The following is a 26,069-nucleotide window of genomic DNA, read 5'->3' on the forward strand; positions in this document are numbered from 1 at the left end:
ATTACGTCTCCGAAGTAGTCGAATCGCTGAAACGTATACGCTGTATGCTTTGCGTAATTGTCAAAAGCTAAACGACAATTTACATTTCGGCAAAAACGAGCTTTTCGCACCCATCGCTCTAAGCGCTGGATACGGAATTATTCGCTTTCACCGCTCTTACCGCTCCTACCGCTCCTACCGCTCCTACCGCTCCTACCGCTCCTACCGCTTCGAGCGTTACGCCCATAGCGCTTAAATTTTCGCTTTTAACGGTGGTTAGGCGATCGAATAGATAAATCCCTAGGTGAATGCTTCTAAAGCGATATAAGCGCAAATTTGAGCAGGGTAACGATATCTCGCTTCTAGTTCGGCGATCGCTCTCATAACGTTTCGATCGCCCATGCAACGGTAGAAGCTTAAAATATTTTTATTACCGACACTTTACGCCCCGGTTAAACCCTAAAACGCTTACTCTGTATGTTTTGCGTAAGTTACGCTATCTAAACGGCGATTTACATTAGGTTAAAAATGTTATTTTGTTGATTTTTTGCTACAATATTAGAAAATAAAGGGTAACTACTATGATGATCACGAAAACGGAACCGAATAATAGAACCGATAAACTTGCGGAGTTTTTCGATTTGGTAGATGACTTTGTAAGCGGTTATGTTGAGCTTTTTGGAGAATCGGATTACATCTTAGACCTTCACGAGTTTCTAATCGATAAGATTACATCTACGATGAATTCTGAGTATCTAGTTAACAAGCTACCTATCGCCCCCTCCTTTGGGGGCGCTCTCGTATCAACCACCGCGATAAGCGAAGTCAATGTAAACAAAATAGAGCAATACACCTTAAGCGGGGTAAATACCGATTCATTCGCAACCACGCCAGCCTGCGATTCTAGAACCGCGATCGCCTACATAACCGAGAGTGAACGAGAATCACGCACCGCTACCGCAAAAGAACGAAAACAATCGCTTTGTGATTACATCTCCATAAGCGATCGTGTATACCGCATGGGGGTAACACTTTCTCCCAGGGAAATTAATGCATTAGCTAAGAAATTCGCACCCCTATCACCGCTTAAGATTCCTAGGCTAATCAAAGGACATGAACGGATGGTGAATGGCTTTCCGCTTTCTATGGCGGGCGAAATCGATGAAGCAATCAAAGCAGTCATCGGCGATCGCCTAGACTTGTGCGATTGCGATGACCCCTTCTAGTCCATCAATAAGAGCGGAAACTTAAGCAGGGTATAGGTTTCCGCTTATTTTATAAAAACACTTGACATTAGTTAGGTTACAGTGTTATATTAATGAACGTAGACAATATAGATTGATTGGAGTTGATCCTTGAAAAACGAAACAAGCCGTAGGATTAAGGGCGATGAAGCGAAAGCCTTTATCATCGAATCCGGATTTACTAGATGCACTTTCTTTGGGGATTCCCCTCAACTTATCGAATGTCCTTGCGAATTTCCTGTGGATACTGATTTATTTGATATCGCTTTTGGGGATTATTGGGAAATCGCCCCCAACTTAAGCGAACTTATAGCAGAGTATATACCTTACCATTTGCGGTCTGGTCAGGTTAAGGAACGCACTCTTATGGAGTCCATTAAAGCTATTGAGTCCTACTTTAGGCATAGCATTGAAATCCCATTCTTCGCTTGCCCTAATTTAGCGGACGCTCCTTCAAATCTAGATTATTATCTAGATAAAAAAGCGTTCATCGTGTATTATGACCGATTCATTCTGCATGATGAAGACAACGGTTTTTATAATTTTTCCTGCGCTTATAAGAGTGCTGATTTGCAGGTTATGGAATTTTTAGACGAATTCGATAATGAGAAATCAGTAAAGGTGCATACAAATCGAGGCGATGCCTTTGCTTGCGAATCTGAATATATCGATGGCATTCTGGATTTATATTCTAGGGAGAAAGATTATCGAATGAGTAAAGCCGGTTAGATATCCGATCAACGCATAAGCCCCCATAGCGGGGGCTTACTATTCTCGCACTTACCAAAGGAGACAAAATGAACGACAACGACTACACAATCCGCGCCTTTGACAAGCGACGGTTCATTCGGGAGAACGGATACGTTAAATGCACTGGAGTCGGACTTTCAGACTACCCAGTAGAGGCGCTAGACAAGCTTTTCGGTGATAACTGGGAGCTGGACGCGGATAACCCTGAAATTGTTTCCACAGGCGGCTGGGAGCATTACCTATCAAAAGAGCCTCTAAAGCTCCTGACTATCGCGGAATGGGTTTCGGCTATTTTCCAGCGTGAATATGAGGTTTTAGGTTATCTGTACGATTTCGATTTGAACGAACTAAACCAACAGTTTGCCCATAAGAAAGCCTCTTTCTTTGATTTCGGATGTGATGGTCACGCTGGCTATCTTTCATTTCTATTAGAGGGCGATCTATTCGAGGTCAAAATTAGAGTTCGCAGTTGCGAAGAAGCGGTCGCATAAACCCCGTAAGCCTCATTAGCGGGGCTTACTATTCTCGCACTTACCAAAGGAGAAAAATTGAAAATGAAAAATACGAACATCGCGCACTTACCTAATCCCCCAGAAGGTACGGAATCCATAACCTACACAGATGAAAACGGTAACATCTACGACGGCGATGAGTGGGGCTACTATGATGACGACATTTTCCACCCCAGCGATCGCTTCCTTGCGAAATTAAAGAAAGATAGGCGCTACGCTAGAACATGCAAACTCAACTCCGGGGATATGGTCAACGACCTAGACGAGTGGATGCCTGAGAGCTACCTAGTTCTGGTATCCGCAGGTGATAAAGTTAAGGTCGCTAATATAGACGGTGAAACTCAGATATTCAAACGCTCCGCATTAACGCTATCTACTCGCTATGTAGACCGCCTCGACTTTCAATTCAAATCTATGGAGTTTGATTACATCGATAGCGATAATTTTGAAGTCGGAGACCACGTTCTTTTCTTAGCGCCGGGTAGCCTGTACAACAAGATGTCGGGCGAAATCAAAGCGGAAACCAACGGAATATTTACCGTTGACTTCGGTTATGGGGTTTGCGCTTGCGATTGTGATAGTTTGCAGAAAGGCGTTAAGCGCTCTGTACCGGAAAAAGTAGAGCCAGGTGACTTATGTTCCTATTTCGATAAGGATTTTCTCATTATCGGTAGCTACTATTCCACTGCTATAGGGGCGGTTGAACTGCTCGTCATCGGTCGTAGTGCAGCGCGGGCGACTATCCCGATTAAAGGAGTTGAGTTGACGAGTAAGAAGAGCGATCGCTTTAATCTCGACTTAGTACACATCGAAGAAGCCGGGCTTAACCCCTACGATGATGATGTTTACGTTACCGACGATTCGTCTATATATTACGGACTCCCTGGGCGGGCGATTTACGATTTTGATTTCGAGTTTTTCGATGTTGATTTCGAGTTCGGAATCGTTGAGAATGTCCGCCGAACTGATTTAGGTTTCTTAATCGATGACGACGATGACGATGAAGACTACGACGACGACGATGAAGATTAAGCGCCCGGAATTCGGAAGCGGAAGAAACTAATCGATTAATGCTAACTCCTCTAGCGCAATCTAGGGGAGTTTTCTAACCGCTTCCGAACGTTATAATAATCTTTAGTATCATGTTTTGGTTTACTGATTGAAAGCCGAGCCTCCGTTACGGGTTCGGCTTTTTTTTTTTATTTCCGCTTCCGAACGCCAGCGCCGGCGATCGCCCCATCGCTTCCGAACGCCGCCGCTATAATAGCGAGTACATAACGCTATTATCCAAATTTACCCCCGCTAGAATACGCTGCAATAGCGGTTAGCGCCTAAAAACGTACATTCATACCGTAGACCCCTAGAAGCGCCTTAAAACGCAAAATAGCGGCGCTAACGCAAATTAGCCACCGCTATCGGTTCCGCATACGCAAAAAAATCCCCCACCGGGGCGGGGTGGGGGCGATCGCTCTAGAGCGCTTCGAGGGCGTTTTCCAGTTCCTCCTGGGTCTCGCAGACCATTGCGTTGATCATCTCTCCTTTCCGGCGATCGCTCTTAGCGACCTCTTTCATCGCCCAGTATTGGCGATCGTTACCCTCTAACCGGAACTGGGGGCCGTTGGCGCTCAGACCGAGGGAGAGGAGGATTACGGGAGTGGAATTTTCGCCACCGAGGGCAAGGATATTTTTCGCGATTTTTTCGATCTTCCCTTGGGGGAAAACGTTGGGGGTGGTGGCGGTGATTGAACTCATGTCTACGATTTGGTATCTCATTTTGGTCGGCTCCGTTTCGTTTTTGTTTATATTTCTATATTACATACTTTTATCACTGCTGTCAACCCCTAATCGAAAAAACGATTATTTTTTAGGATTAACTGAAACGCTTACGCTGTATACGTTTGACATTTTTTATAAAAATATTTAGGAAAATACTTGACAGTAACGATAAAAGTATGTAATATAGAAATATAGTCAAAAACGCAAACGGAGCAAAGCAATGGACTTCTCTAAAATGACCACCGAACAAATCAAAGAATGGACACTAGAGACCCTCGGATACACCACCTACCGTCAAATGAGCAAAGCGCTCGAAGTACAGATAAAAGGTAAAAAACAGTGGATCGTCTTCGCAGAGCAGGTAGAAGGAGGCAGCTGGAGATCCAGAGGGTACTAGGAGGAGAATAGCACCATCGCCCCCGTGGGCAATCGATACCGATAAATAAACAAGGAGACGAAACGATGGATAACGAACTCGATAAAGAACTTAATCACCGCAAGCGGGATTATAAACTTAAGGTGCGCGAGTTAACCCGAATACTAGAGGGGGAATTAAGTGGCATCGACACAGATATTTATGAGCCTAGCGACTCTGCTATTAGCGCGGCTTTCTCGTTGATAAAGTCGGGGTCGGCACTGCGTTCTTTATGCCGCTTAAATTGTAGATAGAAACTAACGCCCCCGCCCACGGGGGCTAACGTAACGATAAAGAAAGGAGACGATAACGATGCCATTCAAATCTAAGCCGAATAATCCAAAGTGCGGAGAGTGCGGGCGATCGCTCGCAAGAAACGGTAAAACCAAAGCGGGGAAAACTCATTGGCGCTGTTCTGGAACGAAAGGATGCGGCGCTTCGTTCGTGTCAGAAGATCCGAACCCTGGGCCGATTATTCTGCATAAATTTAATTTACCCCCAGGATATTGGAACGGGTACACAAGCGCCGAGCGCTTGCGAATCTATCGGAAATGGGCGAAAGAAAACGCATCGAAACCGCCCGTTAACGAACCGAGCGAACCGAGCGCAAGCGAACCGAGCGAAAGCGAAAGCGAGCGTTATTAACGTAAAAGCCCACTAAGCGTTAATAGTGGGCTTTGATTATTTCGTTATTAACGATATCGTGACTACGTTGCGCTTTGGTTAAGCTCCTATCCGCTTAAGGATTTCTTTTAACAAATCTTCCGACCCGTTTATGGCTAGGTAATTATGCGCGGATCTTTCTCCGTGATTCTCTAAAGCTAACTCATACATTTCTTGAGCTTGTTTCATATCTACTTCTATTAATTCGCGTTGAATTTCTTTAATAAGAGCTTCATCGCTATTCTGGTGTTTATAGATAGCATCGCGGCGTTCTAAAAGTTCTTCTCGCTTTAGGACTAAGCTTTTTAATGCAAATTTACGCTCAGGCTTTAAGCGGTCGTAGGCATCGGAATGATCGTCCCAGCAGCAATATCGCTGACCATCTTCTTCGTATATGTAAATTTCCATAGTTACCTCATTAAGTTTCGATGAATTCTGGATAACTTTTAGTTAGCGCTAATTTTTTCGGATCGCCGGATAACCGTCCACGTACTTTAGACCCAATAGCTAAGGGTTTAGTGGATTTTACAGAGACGAGATTTCCGCAAATCGGTATACCGAGCGCTACCGCTAAAATCTGCTCCTCTTGTGTTTTTGGTTGCAAAAACCCTTTAGATTTAGCTAAATTAGATAGGTATTCGTTTCTTAACATATAGTGAACACCATCGAAATCAACGACGGTAAATTCATCTTCATTAGTAGCATCGAATGTTTGCATATTCTCGAAAAAATTACGTTTCATAACTTAAACCGATTTTATAGTATATTAACACAGTTACGGTAATACCCGCGTAAGCGATCACCAGTGAAAGCGAACCGAGCGCAAGCACAAACGAACCGAGCGAAAGCGAACCGAGCGCGAGCGAACCGAGCGAAACGAGCTAACGCCAACGCGAGCGAATACGAACCGAGCGATCGCCTACGACATCTTAAAAGGGCGGTCGCTTTCGATTTCGCTCGGTTCTTTTGCGTTGCCTGTCTCTTCCGCTTAAGGTTCGTATTCGTTGGCTATAATTGAATTAATTAAATCGTCTAAAAACCGCTATCGATGTCTTCAGTAACTTGGAATAAAAACTTAAATAAAATATTATCTAAAGCGTTCGCTGACACTTGCAAAAATCAAGGGCAAGAGTACCAGCGCTTATTTAGCGATACAGAAGCTTTCGAGGGCTTTAGCGGTCAAGACATCATCGATACTGGAGCGTTAAAGGGTAGTCAGTCTTTAGCTTTTCCTAACCGCTTTCAAGCGCAATTTTCATGGGGGATGGAGTACGCGACATACGTTCACGAGGGCTATACGCTTCGCTCTGGAGGTAGGCAACCGGGGCGACCGTGGACTAAGCCTAGAAAAGATTTTATCTTTAGCGATCGCTTTATCGATAATCTCGGAGGCGCTTTAGTTTAACTAACGAACGCTAACGCAAACTAACGAACGCAAACTAACGAACACTAACGAACGCATACAAAAGGAGACTATATGACACTCGGAACCGCGACTTTAACCGTTGAATTAGAGCTTTCAAAAATGAGAGCCGGAATGCGAACTATCGAATCGATGATAGGGAGTATAAACGGGCATTTTAATTCAGGCTTAAGCGGTGGAATAAGGGATAGTGTTCGCTCCGTTGGTGACTTTAACTCATCGTTAACGAGAAGTAATCAAGGCGTTCAGCTCTTATCCGCTTCTTTCTCAGAAGTATCTAAAGTAGTTGGCTCCCTCGGAGACGGGCTAAACCGAGCGTTAGGTGATATTAATTTCTCAAATGTTCTCGATGTTGGGAAGGGCTTAGAAAGCTTCATCGATTTAGAGCGCCTTCAAAACTCATTCAGAGCGATCGCGGGTTCATCCGGCGCTACGGCAGCAGAAATCGCCAAAGTTAACGATCAGGCAATTCGTCTAGCGCAAGTTACATCGAAGTCGCCCGAACAAGTAGCGCAACTTTCCATTGAATTAGCCCGCGCTGGTTTCAGTTCTAAACAAATAACGCAAAGTTTAGAAGGAGTCGTCAGGGGTTCGGAAGCGACCGGTAAATCCTTATCCGCTATGGGGCAAATAGTCGGCGCTACTTTGAATCAATTCCAACTAATGGCAAGCGATTCATCGAAAGTTTCGGATATCCTAGCCGCTACTGCAAATAACAGCGCCGTAGACGTTTTGGGTATGGGGCAAGCGATGAAATTCGTTGGTACAGCCGCTTTCAACTCTAATCAATCAATTAAAGATACAGCGATCGCTATCGGGCTTTTAGGGGACGCTGGTATCAAAGGCGGGATGGCGGGGCGAAACTTAGCATCAGCATTACAAGCCTTAAACGAAGTTCGCGGGCGCTTGGTTAGCGGTGACTCTAACCAAAAAACAGAAGCGTTTGCGATGCTTGGTCTAGATGCCGATGACTTGATGAACGCCCAGGGGCAAATGAAGAGTATTCTAGAGCTAATCCCAACGTTTCAAGGCGCTCTAGAAAACTTAAGACAGACGGCGGGCGGTACAGCACAAGAAGCGTTTATTATGCAAACGCTGTTCGGAACGCAAGGGGGGCGAGCCGTCAGCGCTTTGCTATCGCAAACGACAGAAGATGTCGATGGATTGACACAAGCGGTCTATCGCTCCCAGGGGGTTTCACTCGGATTAAGTGAAGTCCAACTCGAAGGCTTAAGCGGTTCCATATCCTTACTACAGGGGAAGTTCAGCGCCGTTAGCTCCGTAATCGGCTCTACGTTCGCGCCCGCAGTTAAAAGTGTTGTAGACGCAACGTCAACGATGGCGGATATTTTCTTAGGCTTACCCGCACCGGTGCAGCATCTAAGCGTAGGTCTCGTTACCCTCGGCCCTGCTGCATTCTTAGCGGCTAAAGGCTTAGGCGTGATGGGAGTATCGATGACCGCGATGGCTCCGCAACTTGCGGTTGCGGCGGCGGGAATCGCCACAATAAGCGCTTTAATGGAGCGCTCCGAAGGCGCTAAGTTAGCGATGTCCATGTCATCCGCTCGTATAGAACTCGAAAAATTTTACGCAGAGACGGGTAAAGCGCCAGAAGAAGCGGAAAAAGTACGAGGCGCGATCGCTAAACTTAAGCAGAATTTCACCGAATTCGGAATACCCGAAGGCGCTAGACAATCGATAGCGCAAGGTTTTCAGAAAATAGGCAGCTCACTTTCAGAAACGCAGCTTAAAGCGCTAGGCTTCGCTGGCTTTCTCGGTGGCCCATTAACCGGAGCGCTATCGATGGTAGGCGCTCAGATGATTAAAAATACGAACGCCACATCGGATTACGGTAATGCGTTTAGTTTTCTTACTGCTCAACAGCGCGGTAATCAGTTAGCGATGCTCGAAATCGATAAGCTTCTGGATGTTACCAGTTCACGATACGAGGAATACATCCAATTAATGATGAATCAGTCCGCTACTCAAGAGGAAGTTAACGCGAAAGCGAAAGAATTAATTCCGATATTTGAGCAGAATGTAGCCGCTATGCAGAGTCAAATCGATGCAGGCGCTGACATGACCGAGACCCAAAAGTTACTTCTACAAGCGGAAATAGATAGACAAACTACAGCGATCGCCAAGATGAAGGCGAAAGCTAATATCGCTATCGAAACGCATCAAGAAGAGGCGGCTTCGTTCTCTAACATGCAACAAGAAATGGTAGCGGACATGGAGGTGGCGCACCGTGAAATGATAGCCAAGCTCAAGGACGGTTACCAGGCACGGACTACGCAAGCGGAAATGAGCGCTAAAGAAGAGATGATAGCGATTAAGAAGGCTTACGCATCCGGTCAATTAGACCGCGAAGCGCATAATAAAGCACTCGCAGACATCGATAAGAAGGCGATAACGGAGCGCCAGGCGATCGCCGAAAGCGAACTGAAGACGCTTGAGGACGCTTATAATCAGCAGAAGATAAGCTTCGAGGATTACGCCGACCAGAAGACGCAATTATTAAAAGATATCCAACGAGCCGCCGAACAAGCAGCCGATGCGGAGATACGGAAGCTAGAGGAGCTAAAAAATGCGTATCGAGAAAAGATGGCGTTAATGAATGAAGAGATGGGTCTACAGCAAGACCTAAACGATTTAGCGATCGCCCAGGCTGAAGCTTCCGGCGCTTCTGAATTAGATATAGCGCGGATGAAGCTCCAGCAACTTCTCGAAATTCAATCAACCGAAAAGCAGCGCTTAGAAATTCAATTAGCCCAGAACCTCGCAAGCGCTGAAGACAAAGCGCACCAGGAGCAGATAAACGCACTACTCCGAGAGCGGTTAGAAGTTCAGCAACAAGTAGCGCAAGCTCAAGCGCAGGCGGCTATTGAAAGCGCCAGACAATCGGAAATGTCCGAAGCTTCTAGAAGCGCTTCTTCATCTTCTCCTTCCGCTTCTAGAGGCGGCGGCTCATCTCGTCGTCAAGCTTTAGCTGGCGGTGGCGGCTCATACGAAAGTGACGCTCGTGATTCTCAGCGAGAGAAGATCGAAGGCATCAAAGAAGAAATGGAGATACGCAAGGCGGCGATCGATCAGTCGATCACGGGATATGAAACAATTATCGCTTTACGCGATCGTGAGATTGAAAAGATTGACCAGGCGATCGCTTTGCTTCAGTTTAAGGCTGACGCTGCTCGTGAATCCGGAAACCTTGAGGAAGAACACGCTATACAACAGGAAATTCTACGCCTCGAATCAGAACAGAACATCATCAACGCAGAGCAGGCAGTTCAGGAAGCCGAAATTAACCGGTTAAAGTCGCTGCAAGCCGTATTAGCTGCTGAGGCGGCGTTAGCGGAAGCTAAAGCAAACGATGAGTCAGCTAAGAAGATAGCAGCGCTTAAAGTTGGGCTTGACGTGGCTAAACGTCAGAACGATTTATCGCAGAAGGAAGTTGAATGGGCACGAGAGAATCTAAACGCTACTCAGAAGTTAAACTCAGAACGGAAAGGAGCGCTCGACGCTGCACAGAAGAAAGAAGTAGCAGATGCTAAGTCAGCCGAAAATACTAGCAAAATAGCAGACGAGACCGGTAGAGCTAAATCGAATACCGAGGGCATGGCTGACGCTATGGGCAAAGTTGCGGATAATGCGGGTAAGGCTGCTGACGCTGTTGACAAGGCTGCTGATGCGGCGGGTAAGTCTACGTCTACGCAGGTGATGGGTTACCAGAAGCCAGATTTAGAAGCGATCGCTCAACGTGAGCTAGAGTTAGCGGCTCAGATAGCTGAAGCGCGGGGTGACACAGATAAAGCTCGTCAGCTAAGAGACGAAATCGCTAGTGAGCAGAGAACACGAGAACTAGAAGACCTCCAGAAAGAAGCGCGATACTTACAAGAACAACGCAGGTTATATCACAGCGAGCGCGAACGTTTTATTAAAGAGCAGACAACGATGGCTCAAAGTCTAGCGCGGACAATGCCCGGTTTCTCAGTAGGCGATGCTAACGAGAAAGTAGCGCGAATGGTAGAGAACGTATACGGCAAAGATGGCGGTATCGCTGCTGGTGGCGGTAAATCTGCTCAACTTCTGAACGAAGCAATGCGAGGCTTTAACCCCAATGCGCTTCAGCAAGGTAACAAAGAGATGCAGAAGGCGATGGAGCGAGGTAATAAGGATGTCGTAAGCGAGTTACAGAACGTGGGTAAAAAACTCGACAAGGGTGCGGCGCGACCGAACAACATCACCATCAATGGCAGCCAGGATACGGGCGCGGACTTAGGAAAAACCTTGAGCGCACTACAACGAGCGCAGCGCTAATAACGAAAAAACCCACTAATCGTTAATAGTGGGCTTCTATATATGCGTTGTTAACCGAAACGTTAACAGTGGCGAGATTAATTTCCTATCCGCTTTCGGTTCGTTCGTTAGCGTCAATCGATAGATGCCATCCTACGCGCCAAGTCAACTCCGTATTTTTGTTTGGAATGCTCGAAAATTATAGATTTTCTCCGCTCGTCTAGCGCGATTAGTTCGCGTTTAATTTGTTGGCTCATTTCGATAGATGCGTTCGCCGTTTCCGGATGCTTTAGAAAATCTTTTCTCAACGTTCCGAGTGCATCCCGGCGCTCTAGAACTTCTAACTTTTTCGCATCTATTTCGTATAGTTCCCGTCGGTGTTCGCGTGAATAATCAGCGTATTTATTATCGAAATCAAAAGCCATTTAATTTACTCCTACCCTTTTCCTTAATCATAGCGAAACTAAACCCCCGTAAGCGATCGCTTACGTTTCGTAGCGTTCGTAGCGCCTAGTAACCGAACGCTACGAGACGGCTACGAAGCGCCACGGAATGTCTACGAAACGCTTAATAAACTATCGAATAGCGATAGTTGCATATCGCTACGTTTCTCAGAGCGGTTACATACCCATAAAATCTCGGTACGTTGAGAAGTATTCGAGTCTACTCCGGCGCTACAATACGTCGGAATTTCTATCCGTTGTTGTGCGCTTTTCGGTTCGGCTTTTTGAGCGTAGCCGCTTAAGATATAAGACGACTCGCATCCATCGAGAAACTCGCAAAGCTTCGCCCAATCGAACTCGCTATAGCCGCTATAGTGACCTTGGTCATAATCGGGATAAGGCGGGTCGAGATATAGAAGCGTATTCGGAGCGTCGAATTTTTCGCAACAGGCGATCGCGTCACCGCAGTAAACGCTAACTTTCCGTAGGCGTTCTATTTGCGCTCCTAGATGCCTACGATGCATAGCCCAGGTTGAACCGTGGACGTTATTTCTCGTCTTCGATATAGCCCAACCGCCGCCTATTTTGTTAGCGTAGCCCTGGTTAACAGCGACGTAAACCGCCCACGCTTTGATGATGTCGTAGCACCCTTCCGCTTCATTAGCGTATTCAGAAGCGTATTTATCCGGGTTCCGTATGATAGCGGTAGCCGAATTAAAATCCCTCTTAGAGTGCATAGTCGCATCGATTTCTTGAATAAGCTCGGTGGGGTATTTTTTAGCGACTCGATACAGATTAATAATCAAGTCGTTGATATCGTTGATAATCTCTTGATGCGATGGCTTCTTAGCGAAAAGAACAGCGCCGCCTCCGAAAAACGGCTCGACATAATTATCATGGGGAATCGAATCGATAATCGGAATAATGTGCTTACTCATTCGTTGTTTACCCCCGTAGTACGATAACATTGGACGCATAAGTTTTCTCCCTTATTTTTAGCGCTCGTAGCGCTCGGTAACTTCTGAACGCTACGAGCGTTTTACTCGTTAATAGTCGTCGTCGCTTGACGGTGCGAACGTTGAAGTTTTACCATCGCAACCGAAGTAAATACACCAGAGCGAGAACTCTAAATCAACGCCCTTCTTAATCCCGCATAAGGCGTTTAGTATCAAGCGGTGGCGGTCAATCAAAAACGCCGGTAAGCGGTTAGAAACTTTAGAAGCGAGTACGTGACGCTGGTGATCGCTTAATCCGGAATAACCGAATTTAGCGGCGATTAAGCGATTGCACTGCGATAATAAGAAGCCTAGAATCTTAGGCGCTGGTTCCATTGCGGCACGCCCTATTAGCGCGTCTATCGTATCCGTAGCGGACTCGTCTCCGAGTAAGAGAGCGTCCGAAAATGTAAAGTAATCTAAACCGTCTGCGTACAGAGCGCGGCGTATTGCATCGCTCTCTATAGGAGCGTCATAGGCGGCTTCGAGAGACTCGCATAAGGTGACCATCGCTCTATAATCGGTTCCGAGCGCCGTCACCAACTCGCTTATCTGCGTTGGTCGCAAACGGATGCCTACGCTCTCCAAAGATTCCGATGCTTGTCTCTCGATATCCCGAATACGCCAAGGAGCGGGTAACACAAACTCCTTAACTACGAAAGCTTTCGCCGCTTGCTTGTAAGCCTTAGTCCGCTTGTCCAAAGGAGTGATAACGATTAGGTTGTTCCCGTCCGCTATAGGAGCGCTTGATAGCTTCGATGCGTCAGCTTCCGTAAGTTTTGGAAGCGTTACCACGGCGGTAACGTTTCCGAATAAGCCAGGTGCGCTAATACGGTTTAAGTCATCGATGGCGATCGCCTCTACATTCTCGAAACACGAGATAAATTGAGAGATACCGAACTCATCATCACCTGAGATTAGATAGCGCCCGAAGGCGGGCTTTTCGTTAGCGCTCGTTGCGCTCTTTGCGGCGTTACGGTTCTTAGGCATCGACGATGACCTCCGTTACTCCGAAAGCTTTAGCCGCTTGCGATAGATGCCGCTTAGATATCGATTTCTCGGTACGGATGTGAAGCGCACCATTAGCGTCAATCTCGATAGGTTGCGATCCTTTTAGCGCCTCCTGTAGCGCCGGGTTCATATCTTGAATCGCTAACTTCATCGCCATGATCTGTTCCCGTTTGAGTTTCGTTTTCACAGCGATCGCCGTTTTCGCGCCGTTTGTGTGCGATACGGGCGATACGATGGGTGATACGGGTGATACGGGTGAAACGGGCTGCGATCCAGGCGATATGGGCGATACGGGCGATACGGCGGGCGATACGGCGAGTGATACGGGCGATACGTTGGGTGATATGGGCGATACGATGGGCGATACGGGCGAACCGTTCGCGCTAACGCCGCATAACTCGTATACGACGGCTTCTCCCCATGATTCCGCTTGCGATTCAGATAAGAAGCGGATAGAGCCGAGTGCTTTAGTTATCGTCTTAATATGCGACAAATACGCAGGCTCCATCATGCGAACTCGTCCCAGGTACTCGTTAGATAGTGATTCCAATACTTTTGCGGGTGAGTGTCCAGCAGCGCACAGCACACGAAATTTACCGCCCGCCTCGCCTAAATCCTTCCGCTCTATTAACGATACAAGCGCTTTAATATCGTCGGAACGTACACCCGCCAGCGCTTCGCTTACGAGCGCCGAAGTTATCCGATCACCACGGGATGCAAGTAAATCAAGAAGTTGCAGCGCATCCCGTAATCCCTTTTTCTCTTTAAGCAACGCGGATATCGCATCAGAATCAATCTCTATTCCTTCCGCTTTAGAAAGCTCACGGATATATTCGATGCTCTCGTTTCTTGCAGGCGGTGCGAATTGAAAGTGACGCGCCCGCGATACAACGGTATCGAGTAAGCGCCCAGGTTCTGTCGTAGCGAGAATGAAAACGCAGCGATCGCCGCCTTCCTCAAACGTCTTCAGTAACGAGTTCTGCGCGGCGGTCGTTAGCATGTGGCACTCGTCTAAAACGTATACGTTGTACTGCCCTGATAGCGGCGTGTACGCGCTCGCTACGACAAGCTCACGGGCGCTATCTACGCCTGAATTAGCAGCGCAATCGATTTCTTGGTACGCAAGCGCCGCGCCGCGCTCGAAAGACTTACACGAATCGCACTCACCGCATGGGCGTAAAGCGGTATCGCTGGCTTCGCAATTAAGCGCCTTCGCAAAAATACGGGCTACCGTCGTCTTGCCTGTTCCCTTGCTACCGCTAAAGAGATAGGTGCGGGCGATGCGCTTGCGCTCGATTTGGCGCTTTAAGGTTACTTTCGTAAAATCGTTGCCTTTAAGTTCGTCAAACGTCTTCGGTCTGTATTTCAAAGCTAATTGCATGGTGTCTACGCTTCCTTACTTCGTCAATACCTTTACAATATAACACTTAAACTATAATTATGTCAAGTATTTTTATAAAAAAAATAAGAGCGCTACCGTTGGCGATCGCCGCCTAAGTAGCGCCCGTAACGCCCGAAACGCTCGAAACGCCCGTAGCGCCTGTAGCGCCTGTAGCGCCCGAAACGCTCGAAACGCCCGTAGCGCTTGTAGCGCCTGTAACGCTGGAAACGTTATTTAGCGCTTCCCCAGGTATTGCCTATTCCCCCTTCCGCTTCGATAGGGATATCGGTAATGTAGATTTCTGCGGCTGCTATCATCTCTCGCTTTAGAAGCGCTTCGATATCGTCAGCGATCGCCGCTTCGCACTCGATTAGGATTTCATCATGTACGCAGTTAACGATGTGAGCTTTACCTTCATATCCGGCGGTACGGATAGCATCGTAAACGCGCTTTAGAGCGGTCTTGAGGATATCAGCGCCTAATCCCTGGTCAGGGGTATTCGCACAAGATTGTAATTTTTTATCTTGCGGCTTAAGTATGCGTCTACGCCCCGCCTCGGTTTTGATTGAAGATAATCCCGCGCCTATGGCGGATTCTATAGCTCTATGCCAAAGATAAACGCCTCGATACCCTTCAAAGTAACGCTTAGAGAATTCGTAAGCGTCGTCTAGCGTCATCTCTACGCCGTAATTAGTTTTTGCGTAATCCTTTAACGATCTAGCGCCCATCCCGTAAAGCAGCCCGAAGTTAATCGCCTTCGCCGCCTGCCTCTGAGCTTTCGTCACCTCGTCTAACTTACATTGGTTAGCGATCGAAGCGGTCAATCGGTGTAAGTCCTCACCACGTTTATAAGCGTCGATCATCGTCTGGTCACCGCTTAGGTGCGCTGCGATTCTAACTTCTATTTGTGAGTAGTCGCAGCAGACAAAAACGTTGCCCTCGTCTGGTATTACTAAATCACGAAAACCGCCCCTAGGTAAGTTTTGAACGTTTGGAGACGTAGACGAAAAACGCCCTGATTCCGCTCCTAATTGCTTAAAGCTTGAGTGAATTCGCCCCGTTTTTTCGTTCAAATGAGGCGGATATTTATCGAGGTCTTTGATGCGAGTCGCTGCGTTTTTCCACGTTAAATAAGCGAGGATTAACGGGTCGTCACCGTGTCCGATTCGTAAGTATTTCTCGTTTACGCTTTCGATGTCGTATCCCAAAGACGTTAATAAGCGCTGAACCTGCTCAGGCGAATTAAGGTTAACGGAAGGCGTTCCGAATAAATCACGTTGTAAGTCAGCGCCAGCTTCATCTAGCGCCTCGTAGAGCTTCGCTAACTTCGCATCGTAATCCTTTACGGCATCAGAGCGCATAGCATCGAAGCTATCCCAATCGAAGCGGAGACCCTGATACTCCATTTCAGAAACCGCCAATACAGCGCCGAACTCGATGTTAAGCGTGTTGAGCATACCGAAGCGTTCGCCACGTTCCGCAACCCGGCGATCGTAATCCTTGAACCGCTCTAGCAGCGCTTTTCGGAGCGGGATAAGAATGCAAGCATCTACGGCGGCGTAGTGTATCTGTTCTTGCGTTAGTTTCCCTGAGAAGTCGCTTTTTTGTTCCGTTTTATCGAGCGCGACGTTCAAATATCGGTCTACGCAATCACGCAACGAACACGCCGCCCGCGTGCCATTAACGTAAACTTTAGCGGCGAGAAACGTATCGAACAACGGAAGCCCAACATCAACGCCTACGGAGCGCAAGAACTTCAAATCGAAGGCGGCGTTGTGAAATACCTTACGTTTCCCCGCGAAAGCTTTCGTTAGCTCTGGCAATCGACAACGGACGTTAGCGAAGCAATCAACGACGTAGGCGAGGCGATCCGATACCGCAATCTGTAGTAAACGCATCGAGTTCGTATGTGGATCTAATCCGGTCGTCTCGGAGTCAACGCCTACGATGGGGGCGCTGGCAATTGCGTGAAGCATTTCATCGAAACCAGCGCTATCTGAAACGACTACGGGCGGGTCTATTAAATACGTTGTAAGCGATCGGCGATCGCCGGTTTCGTTCTCGTTTGTATCGCTATCGAAATCAACTAGATTTAATTGCGTAATCATCTTTTAGTTCTCCTTAGTATTTCTTATCTCGTTCTTTACGTTTCTTAGTTTCCGAATCAATACGTTTTAAGCGCTTTAATCGCTTAATTAATGTCAGTTTCGATATCTTAGTTAACCTCGTTAAATCCGCCATATTAAGCTCCTTTCGTTTTGTCCGCTTTAGTTACGTCCGCTTTAGTTACGAACTAGAGCGGACGTAGTATTACCCGACGGCTGGATAATCTACCGCTTCTTTAATCTTCTCGTAATATCCAGCACCGAAGGCGGTGACAAGCTCGAAAGTTAAATCACTCGGTTTAGGGTTCAGCATCGTGCAGAGTAGATAGCTCTGATAAGCGAAAAGATTATCCTCGGTTACGGTGTCGAAAACAGCGTTTAATTTCCATTCTTGTCTAGGGAAAAAACCGTACTTTTTATAGAATTCAATACCGCAAGCGGACGGACTTTTATCGAACTTCCGATACGCCGTCCTGAGCATTTTCTGAAATCTATCTTTATCTTTCGAGAACGGGTCTTTTTCTCGCAAAGTTTCTGATTTGGTTTCCTTCTCCGCTATTGGATATGGATGTCCGCAAGCGCTGCAAACTTTGGCGCTAATGTGGTCAATGTTCCCACACGCTTCGCAAGCCTTAATCGGTGCGTCGCCTGGTTCACCGTCTTTAGGATGGTCAAGATAGTAGCGCCTTATCGCTTCCGGGTAGCCATGGCGGTCTAGATTTCCGCAAGTATCGATGATGGTTCCGTATTCTTTACCGGGAGACGGGCGCATAACCCGCCCGATTTGTTGGAAGTGAACCGCTTTAGATTTAGTTGGTCGCGCTAGAAGTCCGAAGCGGATAGAGGGTAAATCGAATCCGATAGAGATAACGTTTACGGAGGTTAGCACGTCTAAATCACCCTCATCTAAAGCGCTATACAACCGCTTACGCTCGTCTTTATGTGTCTCACCGCATACCATATCAGCGCGGTAGCCAGCTTCATTGAAAGCGTCTGCTAGAGCGCGGGCGTGCTTAACGCTAACGCAGAAGGCGATCGTTGATCGTTTCTCTACGCTCTCGGTTAAGCGTTGCCACTCCGTAACCGTGTTCGATATGACTTCGGGGGACACCATCGCACGTTCGCTTCCTTCTGATTGGAAGTCGCCGGCGCGTATCGGGATGCTGGCGATCGCTTCCGGTTGTGGTAATCCGAAGTAACGCATCTTAGCTAAAAAACCCTGCTCTTGTAAGCGGTAGGGTAATTCAGCTTGGATTAACTTATCGTAGTATTGCCCCATGCCTTGGCGCTTACTCAAGCGATACGGAGTAGCGGTCAAGCCTATTATTCTAGTCGTTTCCGTAGCTAACTCGTTTACGATTGAGTCACCTACTGATGAGAATGTAGTTTCGTGCGCCTCGTCAAAAACGACTACCCTAGGCAATTGCTCACGCCACCAGCGTCTACGGGCTAAAGTCTGAACGCTCGCAATCTGAATTAATGCATCTTTCCGCTCTGGGTAACCGTTCTTGATATAACCGATTTCGTTCTCGTTTAATCCGAATGCGAGTAGTTTAGATGCGGTTTGAGGCACGAGAATGTCTAGATGAACGATAAACATAATGCTTATCTTGCGCTCGTAGGCGTGTTGTATAAGTTGCGCTGCGATTACTGTCTTTCCCGCCCCGGTCGGAGCTACGAGCAAAATCCTGTTGTGTTTATCTTTAATCGCGCTATATACGTTGCGTAGCGCCTCAATTTGAAAGGGTCTTAACTTCATATCATCACCGTTTTCGTGTTTTAAATTCGCTCGTTACGCCTTAGCGTAGAGTTCGTAACGTAATGAGAAGAGCGCCCTAAGAAGCATATCAGGGCGCTCTTTGCGTTAGCTTCTAGAAGAAGACTTCAGAATCACCTAACTCAGATGCCTCTATCGTTTCCGGCGCTCCGTTAGCGGTAACGGGAACGGCGGCTTTAGTAGGCGTTACGGCGTTAGCTGGCTTGAGTTCCAACGGTTTCGGCGCACCTTTTCCGTTAGCTTTACCGTTACCGTTTACCTTAGCGAAAGATTTACCAGCGCTGATTAGAGCTTTAGTATACGTCTTCCCGGCTTTCTCTTGCTTATCGGTAATCATCAACATACCGCCGGCGTATAACTTCGAGATTTCTTCAACTGACATTGACTGAGATAAAGCCACGATCGTCTTAGCAATCTCGGAATTAGGCGTTACGCCCCGCCCATCTTCTAGAATCAATTCCCATTTAATAAACTTGAGATTTTCATCGTAGCGAACGCCTTTAAGCTTGTACGAGCCGATATCCAAATCACGCAGTTTAACGAAGCCACCGCCAGAGGTGAATGGACGCGCAAACTCTGCTAACTTCCTTCCGCTCTCGATTGCAAGCTCGATGTCATCAGAGGAAAAATCGCTGCCTTTGGGGGTTAAAACTTGGCACTTAAAGATGCTTTTCTTATCAGCGCTCTGGAAACTCAAGAAAAATTTCTCGTAAGAGCCGCCCGATTCCCCAGGAACGGATAAGGATTTGAACTGCTTGCATCGCAGGTCACCGCACCGGAAAGATTCGCCTTCTTGCTCGACTTTCGCCATGTTCCCACCAAAGCGGATTACTAAGTCGCCATCTTTGCTGAAAATCATCGGGCCGTACAAGGTCTCGCAAATTTCTTGAGCAGTGAACTTAGCCGCAATCAATTCGGTTTCGTCAGCTACTTCGATTCCGGCTAATTCCGCGAACGTTGAAATCGCGTTGAACGCTTGCAAAACTTCGCTACCGTATTCTGTACCAACCGCCTCGGAAATTATGTCCATTTCCGCTTGCGTAATGTTGCAGTAGCCTTCGGGTTTTAAGCCATTCATGAACGCTTTAGCGCCTTCGAGAATAGGCTGAGAGAAATCATAAATGTTTTCGGTCATCGTCTTTACGTCTTTACGTTGTCTACTCTTATAATATAACACAAGTTATAAAATTATGTCAACTAATTTTATAAAATTAACCTCGATCGCGCTGTAACGCTTACTAAGTATACGTTATAGCGCCCGCAATCGAGGTTAGCGATCGCTATGTCCGCAATCGAGCGTTAACGCCCGGAGCGTTAGCTATTCTTTACGGACTTCCAATCGAGATTAAGGCATCGTAAGCGATAGCGGAATTGATGAGGAGCTAATCCTAAGTGCGCCGCGACACCGTTGCAGGTAACTACCGTACCTTGACGCTTGAATAGGGCGATAACAGCCCGTACACGCTCTAAAGAAAATTCGCTTTCTTCTACAGCAGAGCGCCTTATTTTAACGGTTCCCTCGATGACGTTTACGGGGAACGGTAGCGGGAAATCACTTATAAAATTGCAGCGAAGGCGATCGCCTCGTCTTCTCGACGCTCTTAAGCGCTCTATGGCTTGTCGGATTGCGGTTATTGTGTCGTTGTAATAGAAGCGTGCAAACTCTTTATCAGTCGATTCTTTAGTAACAGATATCCGTTTACATCCGTTTTTATCCGATAGCGGGTATATAGCAAGCTCAACGTCCTCTACGCTTACAGAGCGCCCAAATAAAAGCTTGAATTCTGCGTACATAGCTACAAGATTTTTTCTAGGAGCGCCTACTAAATCAAGCTCGAATTGTTCAGCAAATACGTTAGAGCCACGTGAACCGCCGCGCCATACTTCCATTAAATCGCTTTTAATCTCAGAAGCTTTGATATCGATTCTAGGGATATCTTCCCGCCCGCTTAGAAGCTTCTCTAATCGCTTAATCTGTTTCGGCGATCGCGTGTAACCGCACGCTCCGAAGCCTATATATTGATTGATTTCTAAGTCCGCTCCTTCTGTTGGTTCTTGTTGAATATGTGCTATCCTATCGTGTCCGAGCCAACGCTTTATGTAGTCTAGTTTCGCAGTCCCATCGAAGAATATGACCGCGACGTTTTCCCTATTACAGAATTCTATAAAAGCGCGGTTACGTTTGAAGAACGTGAAATTACCTTTCTCGAAGTGAATGTAACCATCGTTAATCGCTTCTAAAAAATCCGGAACCCAGAATGGAATCGTAGGTAAGTTGCTATTAACAGATTGTTGGATATCAATGTAGTCATACGCCATTAATTGCGAGAAGCTCGTAAAGGAAGTATCCAAAATCCCTAAGCGGTTGATTATTTCATCGAAATGCAGAGCGCGTTTACTCTTAGTCGCTTCCATAGATAGGTTAAATAAGCGGAGTAAGTATTCTTTAAGTTGCGGGAAGTTATCTCGTAAAGGGTCGTTGCGGCGTATCGTATCGATTAATATTTTTCGGCTAATGGTGCGCTGAATGATGAACGGTTCACAATCATCAACGAGCGCTAATACTCGTTTATCTGATAATAAACCGGGGTGAATCGCTTGCGGAGCGATTCTTATGCGGTCTTGCGCCATTGTTATAGCTCGGTCGTGAAGGAATTGCCCAGGCGTATTCGCACAAGACTCGTTAAAGGGGCATGTGTTGCAAATATCATTATAAGTCGGCGTTAAGTTCGCTTTAAGTAGGCGATCGTAATCATCGAAGCGCTGGCAATTGGATTCAGAAACGACCGTATTCCGAGAATTGTTAGACCTCGTTATCCGTCCCGTAGGTGTCCGGTAACGCCCGGCATCGCGGGCGCGGTAGCCTTGCCATCCCCACTCTTCGCTTATGGGGTCGTTGGCTACCCATAGAATTTTATCGAAGCGGCGCTCGAAGTCGCTTCTTTGAATAGCGTTGATTGTGTGCGATTTTCCCGTCCCCATCCAAGATGAATCAAGAGCGGCGTTAAAGCCGCCCTCGATTACAGATCTAATTGCTTCTATACGACCGCCTTCGGGAAATAAAGTAGGCGCTTCCGGTATCGCTTGATGGGGGAAGTTAGGAAGCGCCGAGACTTTATAGATGCCGGGCTTATTGATTAAGTGACCGCTATCGTCTGAGAGAGCGCCGTAAACTTTAGAAATTAATTCATCCGAGTGAAGCGCTTTGAACTGCTCTATAGAGATTATCTCTATTTTCGTGTCGCCTGGTATTTCGTCTATATCATCATCCGCTTTCGTCTTTTGCCCCCACCAGGAAACTAAAGCGGAGCGCCCCGAAGATTCGATAAGCTCTAACGTTTTCCTGTTAGCGATCGCCACGTGATGATTCAGAACGTCGCCACCGTCTGGCGCGAGAACTACGAACCGAACGCCCTCATACGCGGCGTTTAATTCACGTTCAAACCGCCCGGAATACGAAGCGAACGCCCCGCCCACCGCGCCTACGCAGACTATATTGTGGCGGTACGCTGCGATATAGCTTTTTAGTATTCCATCGCACAAGTAGACGATGTTCGGTACAACGCCATCTAAAGCGGTGTGATTATGGTCGAGTACGACGCTATCGTACTCGTCGAAAAAATAATCGCCTTGTGCATCAAGCGCGGATTCGATAACGCGGCGTATCAGCGAACCAGTAGCCGGTATAGAAGGAAGTCGTAGGCAACCGATTCCGACTTTTAGCGCTATCTCGATTGCGGCTAAGTAAGGGTGAAGCGGATTCTCTACCATGTAAGCCGCTATGATAGCGCCGTCGTCAGCGATTAACGATATGAACGAAACGCTACTACCGCCCGACGATCGGATATTTACCCGCGCTGATGGAGCGGTCACTTCACTTTTCGTAAAAATCGGTAGCGCCGTATTGACTAACTGTCCGCCGCCAGCGAGAGCATTACAGTCGCGTGGATAGACATATTTACCGCTTCGTTTCCGATTGCTTCCTTCCGTAGCGATTTGATATCCCGTAAGGTTTCCGCTAACGGAGCGGATAGGTAGAGCGATACCACCTAATCCCGCTAATCTATAACCGTCTGCGCTCTCCTCTACGCCGGGCGTAAATCGCGAAGCCTCAACCCGCTTACGTGGCGCGAAAGACTTAAACCCGTATGCGGCGATCGCCTCGTCGCTTAACCCGCGCTCTCGTTTTAAGCGATTTCGATGTTTATCCTCTAGCGGTAGTTGCGCGAATAACGAGCAGTAGCGCTCATTTAGTTCTGGTTCGCTTATAGGGGCGATCGTCGGGCGCGATTCAATGTATCTATCGTTTCCTGAATCACTTAAATCTGTCGGGATGCAAACATACCCCATCCCATCTCGCAATTGCTCGCCGCGTCTGTAATTCGGGCTTATCTCTCCGTCGGCATGGAAGCAAAGCGTTATTCTCGTATCGGTGAAAATCTTACAAGCTGAATCGGTGCGACCGCAAGCGGGGCAAGGATTTGATTGTGACGATCGTATTGAATTTCGCGATAAGTATGATATACTGGGCATAGCGATGAAATGAAATACTAGGAATAGCGATGAAATAAAATACTAGGTATTAGAAATTTTATTCGCTCCGTTTTCGTTTAACCCTCTAGTTGGTAGCTGGAGGGTTTTTAATTTGCCGTTCTCGAATCGTGACGATCGCCGCGCTACGAGAACGACAACTACACAGCGACTAAATCTACCGCATTAGGAAGCGCGAAACCGACATCCTCACGAACGATATCGATTAATTTATCCGCCTGACCAGAAATCCCGCTATTGATGATGTATTTGCGAGTTTTGCGAAGCTTGGAAAGATAAGAAAATATATCAGGGTCTTCGTCTAAGTAATCGCAAATGGCATCAACAACGCGAGGGTTTAATTTCCAATCGCACCGGGAAATAGAAAGATAGTTATACCATCCCGCTTTATTTATCCCGTTGTCACAGTTAGCGGCGATCGTGTAGATAGCTTCGTCAATGCTGTGATTTTTTTCAGCGCGTACCTTCGACATTTTGATTTTAAGATAATGAATTATCTTATTTATCTCATCATCGATTCCGGTTACTTTTCGCGATGCCCGCTCTTTAGAGGAAGCGGTGTTAGATTTCATGATTCTGGTTACCATCGTTTTTATCCTTTAAGTTTCGATTAGTTCGATTAGTTCGATCTGGCGTTATCGTTGCGCTTTTCGGCGCTTCGGGTTCTTCAATTTGTACTGCTCGAAAATAGTTAGATCATCTTCCGAGATGAAGGCGTAGTCAGCCAATGCGCTTATTTCCTCTGGAGCTAATCTAGAATTCGATTTCCTATCTAGATGATGATAAATCAATCGATTCGATTTATCGGGGTCTTTAAGAACATATCGAGCGACATCCTTCATCGTATGATTTCGGAGTTTTCGCGCTAGACTCAACTGGCGTAAAATAGCGCGATGGTCGTGTTCGTACTCTCCTATTGTTAGTCGTTTATTATCGCTATCGGTTATCGGGCGAGCATTAGCGGACGTTTGCGTATTAGTGGACATGATTTTATTGTAACTCATTGAAAAATTATTAAACATTATGCGAATCCTGTAGCGCATCGCTACAGGATTATCGATAGCGATTAGCGTTGCGCTACTCCAACGCTTACGCTCTGGCGATTGTTAGCGCTGCGAGAATAGCGGATAATCTGATTCTCGAAAGCGGATACACGCTGATTAATGTTTCCAGTCGTAAGCGCGGAGAAAACATCGGTATCGGAGCGGTAAGCGTGATGGTGATTGTAATATTCCGTCACTGACTGCAAAAGACCGAAAGCGGATTTATAAGCGCTTGAGAAGTGCCCGCCAATTAACTCACCATCGAAAAGTCTGAAAACTTTCTGCACGATTTTCGGCTGGTCTTCAATCGCTTTCGATGGGTCACCGAACGCTTTAATCAAGAGCATGTGAGCATCTTCTGGCTCGACTACGGTATTTGCGAGGGTATCCATATCTCCAATGTACTGCTCCCATGACGCTAAACACGCCTCTAAAAGTTGGGTCATGTTGGCTTCAAAACTAGCCGTATGCCGCAACACGCGCTGACCTTGACGCACTTGACGAGTCGCTCCGTTCAGACAAACGAGGCGTTCGATATAAAGGTTAATCTGATGACCGTAGCCGCGCTCATGGCTTCCGATGAACTGAACGAAACCCTTAACGATATCGCCTACGTTCTTAACGTCAAACTCGCGGTCTAAGTCAGCGATGATGCACACCTTACGCCCGTCGTCTAATGCCCCGGCGTGAGTAGCCTTAAGACCGGAATCATCGCAAAACGAGAGAAAATTATCAACGATCGCCTCGTTCTGAATCGGTGTCCAGTTCTCGGAAGCGGTGGAAAGCTCAAGCCCGGAATCATCGCGAACGATTGAAAATTTACCTTCTACGGGGATAAACACTCCGTTGCGTTGGTAGTAGCGAGGGTAGCACTCGATACTATAATCGAGTTCGCACATTTCGAGAATTTCCTGAGTCGATTTACATTTCGTGATTTCGTGCATGTTGGTGAATCGCATTTATGTTGCTCCGTTTCTTGTATTTCTTATCGACTCTTTTAATATAACACCGTAACTAAAATTATGTCAAGTAATTTTATAAAGAAATTTCTATAATCGCTAGAACGCTTACGCTGTATGCTTTCCGTATTCGCGAAGCGGTAAATGACAATTTACATTTCGAGAGTTTATAGCGGCGATCTACCGAGCGCGGTGATCGACTTCGTAACGCTAAGGAGCGTAATCGAGCGCGGCGATCGCTCCGTTCGCAAGCGTTGGCATAATGGTCGAAATGTAAATTGTCATTTAGTAATCGAAACTTACGTAAAGCATACAGCGTAAGCGTTCTAGCGTTTCAGAATTTTGGTTACTTTAACGTTTCGCTTACCAGGCGTTACAAACGCGGGCGATAAACGCTTCGAGCGCGGCGATCGCTAACGCCTGGTAAGCGGTGGTAAGGGAATCTCGCGGCGCTACCCCGCCTAAATTTTCGATTTAAGCCCCTCAAAGCGAGTAAATGTGGATTTACCTTTTAGAGCGCACAACCGACGCTAAAGACGTAAATAACGGGCGCTATGGGCGTAAATAAGCGCTATGGGCGTAACGCTCGAAGCGGTTAAAGCGAATAATTCCGTATCCAGCGCTTAGAGCGATGCGTCGATATGCTCGTTTTTGCCGAAATGTAAATTGTCGTTTAGAAATTGGCCGTTTTGTGCAAAGCATACAGCGTATACGTTTCAGCGATTCGACTACTTCGGAGACGTAGG

At 46.9% G+C, this 26,069-nt stretch carries 23 protein-coding genes; 7 read left to right on the forward strand and 16 right to left on the reverse strand.

Going from position 1 to position 26,069, the window contains the following annotated elements; all coding sequences use genetic code 11:
• Positions 1–118: 118 nt before the first annotated feature.
• A complete protein-coding gene (locus PMG25_RS11340) occupies positions 119–313 on the reverse strand; it encodes a hypothetical protein (protein ID WP_283767012.1) in 195 nt (64 codons plus the stop codon).
• Positions 314–560: 247 nt separating this feature from the next.
• On the opposite strand from PMG25_RS11340, the gene PMG25_RS11345 reads away from it, so the two are divergent.
• From PMG25_RS11345 to PMG25_RS11360, 4 genes are all read left to right on the forward strand, one after another.
• Positions 561–1,205, forward strand: a complete 645-nt coding sequence (locus PMG25_RS11345) for a hypothetical protein (RefSeq protein ID WP_283767013.1) — start codon at positions 561–563, stop codon at positions 1,203–1,205.
• 129 nt (positions 1,206–1,334) lie between these two features.
• Positions 1,335–1,952: a hypothetical protein gene (locus PMG25_RS11350; RefSeq protein ID WP_283767014.1), complete on the forward strand. Its 618-nt coding sequence runs from the start codon at positions 1,335–1,337 to the stop codon at positions 1,950–1,952.
• A 68-nt stretch (positions 1,953–2,020) separates the two neighbouring features.
• The gene (locus PMG25_RS11355) at positions 2,021–2,464 is read left to right on the forward strand and encodes a hypothetical protein (protein WP_283767015.1); all 444 of its coding nucleotides are present in this window, start codon (positions 2,021–2,023) and stop codon (positions 2,462–2,464) included.
• Positions 2,465–2,527: 63 nt separating this feature from the next.
• Positions 2,528–3,517: a hypothetical protein gene (locus PMG25_RS11360; protein WP_283767016.1), complete on the forward strand. Its 990-nt coding sequence runs from the start codon at positions 2,528–2,530 to the stop codon at positions 3,515–3,517.
• A 438-nt stretch (positions 3,518–3,955) separates the two neighbouring features.
• Here the strand turns inward: PMG25_RS11360 and PMG25_RS11365 are convergent, their stop codons facing one another.
• Positions 3,956–4,258 carry a hypothetical protein gene (locus PMG25_RS11365; protein WP_283767017.1) on the reverse strand — a complete coding sequence of 101 codons (303 nt, stop codon included), beginning with the start codon at positions 4,256–4,258 and terminating at the stop codon, positions 3,956–3,958.
• Positions 4,259–4,988: 730 nt separating this feature from the next.
• On the opposite strand from PMG25_RS11365, the gene PMG25_RS24665 reads away from it, so the two are divergent.
• Positions 4,989–5,321, forward strand: coding sequence for a hypothetical protein (locus tag PMG25_RS24665; protein ID WP_283767034.1), 333 nt, complete (start codon positions 4,989–4,991; stop codon positions 5,319–5,321).
• A 78-nt stretch (positions 5,322–5,399) separates the two neighbouring features.
• Here PMG25_RS24665 and PMG25_RS11375 read toward each other — a convergent pair whose 3' ends face one another.
• Complete coding sequence (locus PMG25_RS11375) at positions 5,400–5,747, reverse strand: hypothetical protein (protein ID WP_283767018.1); 348 nt, start codon at positions 5,745–5,747, stop codon at positions 5,400–5,402.
• A gap of 10 nt (positions 5,748–5,757) precedes the next feature.
• On the reverse strand, positions 5,758–6,081 hold the full coding sequence (locus PMG25_RS11380; RefSeq protein ID WP_283767019.1) for a hypothetical protein: 324 nt from the start codon (positions 6,079–6,081) through the stop codon (positions 5,758–5,760).
• Between the two features lie 306 nt (positions 6,082–6,387).
• Here PMG25_RS11380 and PMG25_RS11385 point away from each other — a divergent pair, with 306 nt between their 5' ends.
• Together PMG25_RS11385 and PMG25_RS11390 are read left to right on the forward strand one after the other, a co-directional pair.
• On the forward strand, positions 6,388–6,744 hold the full coding sequence (locus tag PMG25_RS11385) for a hypothetical protein (RefSeq protein WP_283767020.1): 357 nt from the start codon (positions 6,388–6,390) through the stop codon (positions 6,742–6,744).
• 72 nt (positions 6,745–6,816) lie between these two features.
• On the forward strand, positions 6,817–11,079 hold the full coding sequence (locus PMG25_RS11390; protein WP_283767021.1) for a phage tail tape measure protein: 4,263 nt from the start codon (positions 6,817–6,819) through the stop codon (positions 11,077–11,079).
• A 113-nt stretch (positions 11,080–11,192) separates the two neighbouring features.
• Here PMG25_RS11390 and PMG25_RS11395 read toward each other — a convergent pair whose 3' ends face one another.
• From PMG25_RS11395 to PMG25_RS11450, 12 genes are all read right to left on the reverse strand, one after another.
• Positions 11,193–11,483: a hypothetical protein gene (locus PMG25_RS11395; RefSeq protein WP_283767022.1), complete on the reverse strand. Its 291-nt coding sequence runs from the start codon at positions 11,481–11,483 to the stop codon at positions 11,193–11,195.
• A gap of 131 nt (positions 11,484–11,614) precedes the next feature.
• The gene (locus PMG25_RS11400; protein WP_347178814.1) at positions 11,615–12,478 is read right to left on the reverse strand and encodes a DNA adenine methylase; all 864 of its coding nucleotides are present in this window, start codon (positions 12,476–12,478) and stop codon (positions 11,615–11,617) included.
• 69 nt (positions 12,479–12,547) lie between these two features.
• The gene (locus tag PMG25_RS11405) at positions 12,548–13,486 is read right to left on the reverse strand and encodes a DNA polymerase III subunit delta (protein ID WP_283767023.1); all 939 of its coding nucleotides are present in this window, start codon (positions 13,484–13,486) and stop codon (positions 12,548–12,550) included.
• The gene (dnaX, locus tag PMG25_RS11410) at positions 13,479–14,888 is read right to left on the reverse strand and encodes a DNA polymerase III subunit gamma/tau (RefSeq protein ID WP_283767024.1); all 1,410 of its coding nucleotides are present in this window, start codon (positions 14,886–14,888) and stop codon (positions 13,479–13,481) included. Before dnaX ends, PMG25_RS11405 begins: the two co-directional genes overlap by 8 nt.
• Positions 14,889–15,118: 230 nt before the next feature.
• On the reverse strand, positions 15,119–16,996 hold the full coding sequence (locus PMG25_RS11415) for a DNA polymerase (RefSeq protein ID WP_283767025.1): 1,878 nt from the start codon (positions 16,994–16,996) through the stop codon (positions 15,119–15,121).
• A gap of 202 nt (positions 16,997–17,198) precedes the next feature.
• Positions 17,199–18,752: a DEAD/DEAH box helicase gene (locus PMG25_RS11420; protein ID WP_283767026.1), complete on the reverse strand. Its 1,554-nt coding sequence runs from the start codon at positions 18,750–18,752 to the stop codon at positions 17,199–17,201.
• A 112-nt stretch (positions 18,753–18,864) separates the two neighbouring features.
• Complete coding sequence (locus tag PMG25_RS11425; protein WP_283767027.1) at positions 18,865–19,905, reverse strand: hypothetical protein; 1,041 nt, start codon at positions 19,903–19,905, stop codon at positions 18,865–18,867.
• 179 nt (positions 19,906–20,084) lie between these two features.
• Positions 20,085–23,120 carry a hypothetical protein gene (locus PMG25_RS11430; RefSeq protein ID WP_283767028.1) on the reverse strand — a complete coding sequence of 1,012 codons (3,036 nt, stop codon included), beginning with the start codon at positions 23,118–23,120 and terminating at the stop codon, positions 20,085–20,087.
• Between the two features lie 341 nt (positions 23,121–23,461).
• Positions 23,462–23,893, reverse strand: coding sequence for a hypothetical protein (locus tag PMG25_RS11435; RefSeq protein WP_283767029.1), 432 nt, complete (start codon positions 23,891–23,893; stop codon positions 23,462–23,464).
• 63 nt (positions 23,894–23,956) lie between these two features.
• A complete protein-coding gene (locus PMG25_RS11440; protein ID WP_283767030.1) occupies positions 23,957–24,307 on the reverse strand; it encodes a hypothetical protein in 351 nt (116 codons plus the stop codon).
• 80 nt (positions 24,308–24,387) lie between these two features.
• Positions 24,388–25,323: a DUF932 domain-containing protein gene (locus tag PMG25_RS11445; protein ID WP_283767031.1), complete on the reverse strand. Its 936-nt coding sequence runs from the start codon at positions 25,321–25,323 to the stop codon at positions 24,388–24,390.
• 552 nt (positions 25,324–25,875) lie between these two features.
• Positions 25,876–26,069, reverse strand: a 194-nt coding sequence (locus PMG25_RS11450; RefSeq protein WP_283767032.1) for a hypothetical protein, incomplete at its 5' end; no start/stop codon positions are given.

The organism is Roseofilum capinflatum BLCC-M114 (assembly GCF_030068505.1).
GTDB classification, from domain to species: Bacteria; Cyanobacteriota; Cyanobacteriia; order Cyanobacteriales; family Desertifilaceae; genus Roseofilum; species Roseofilum capinflatum.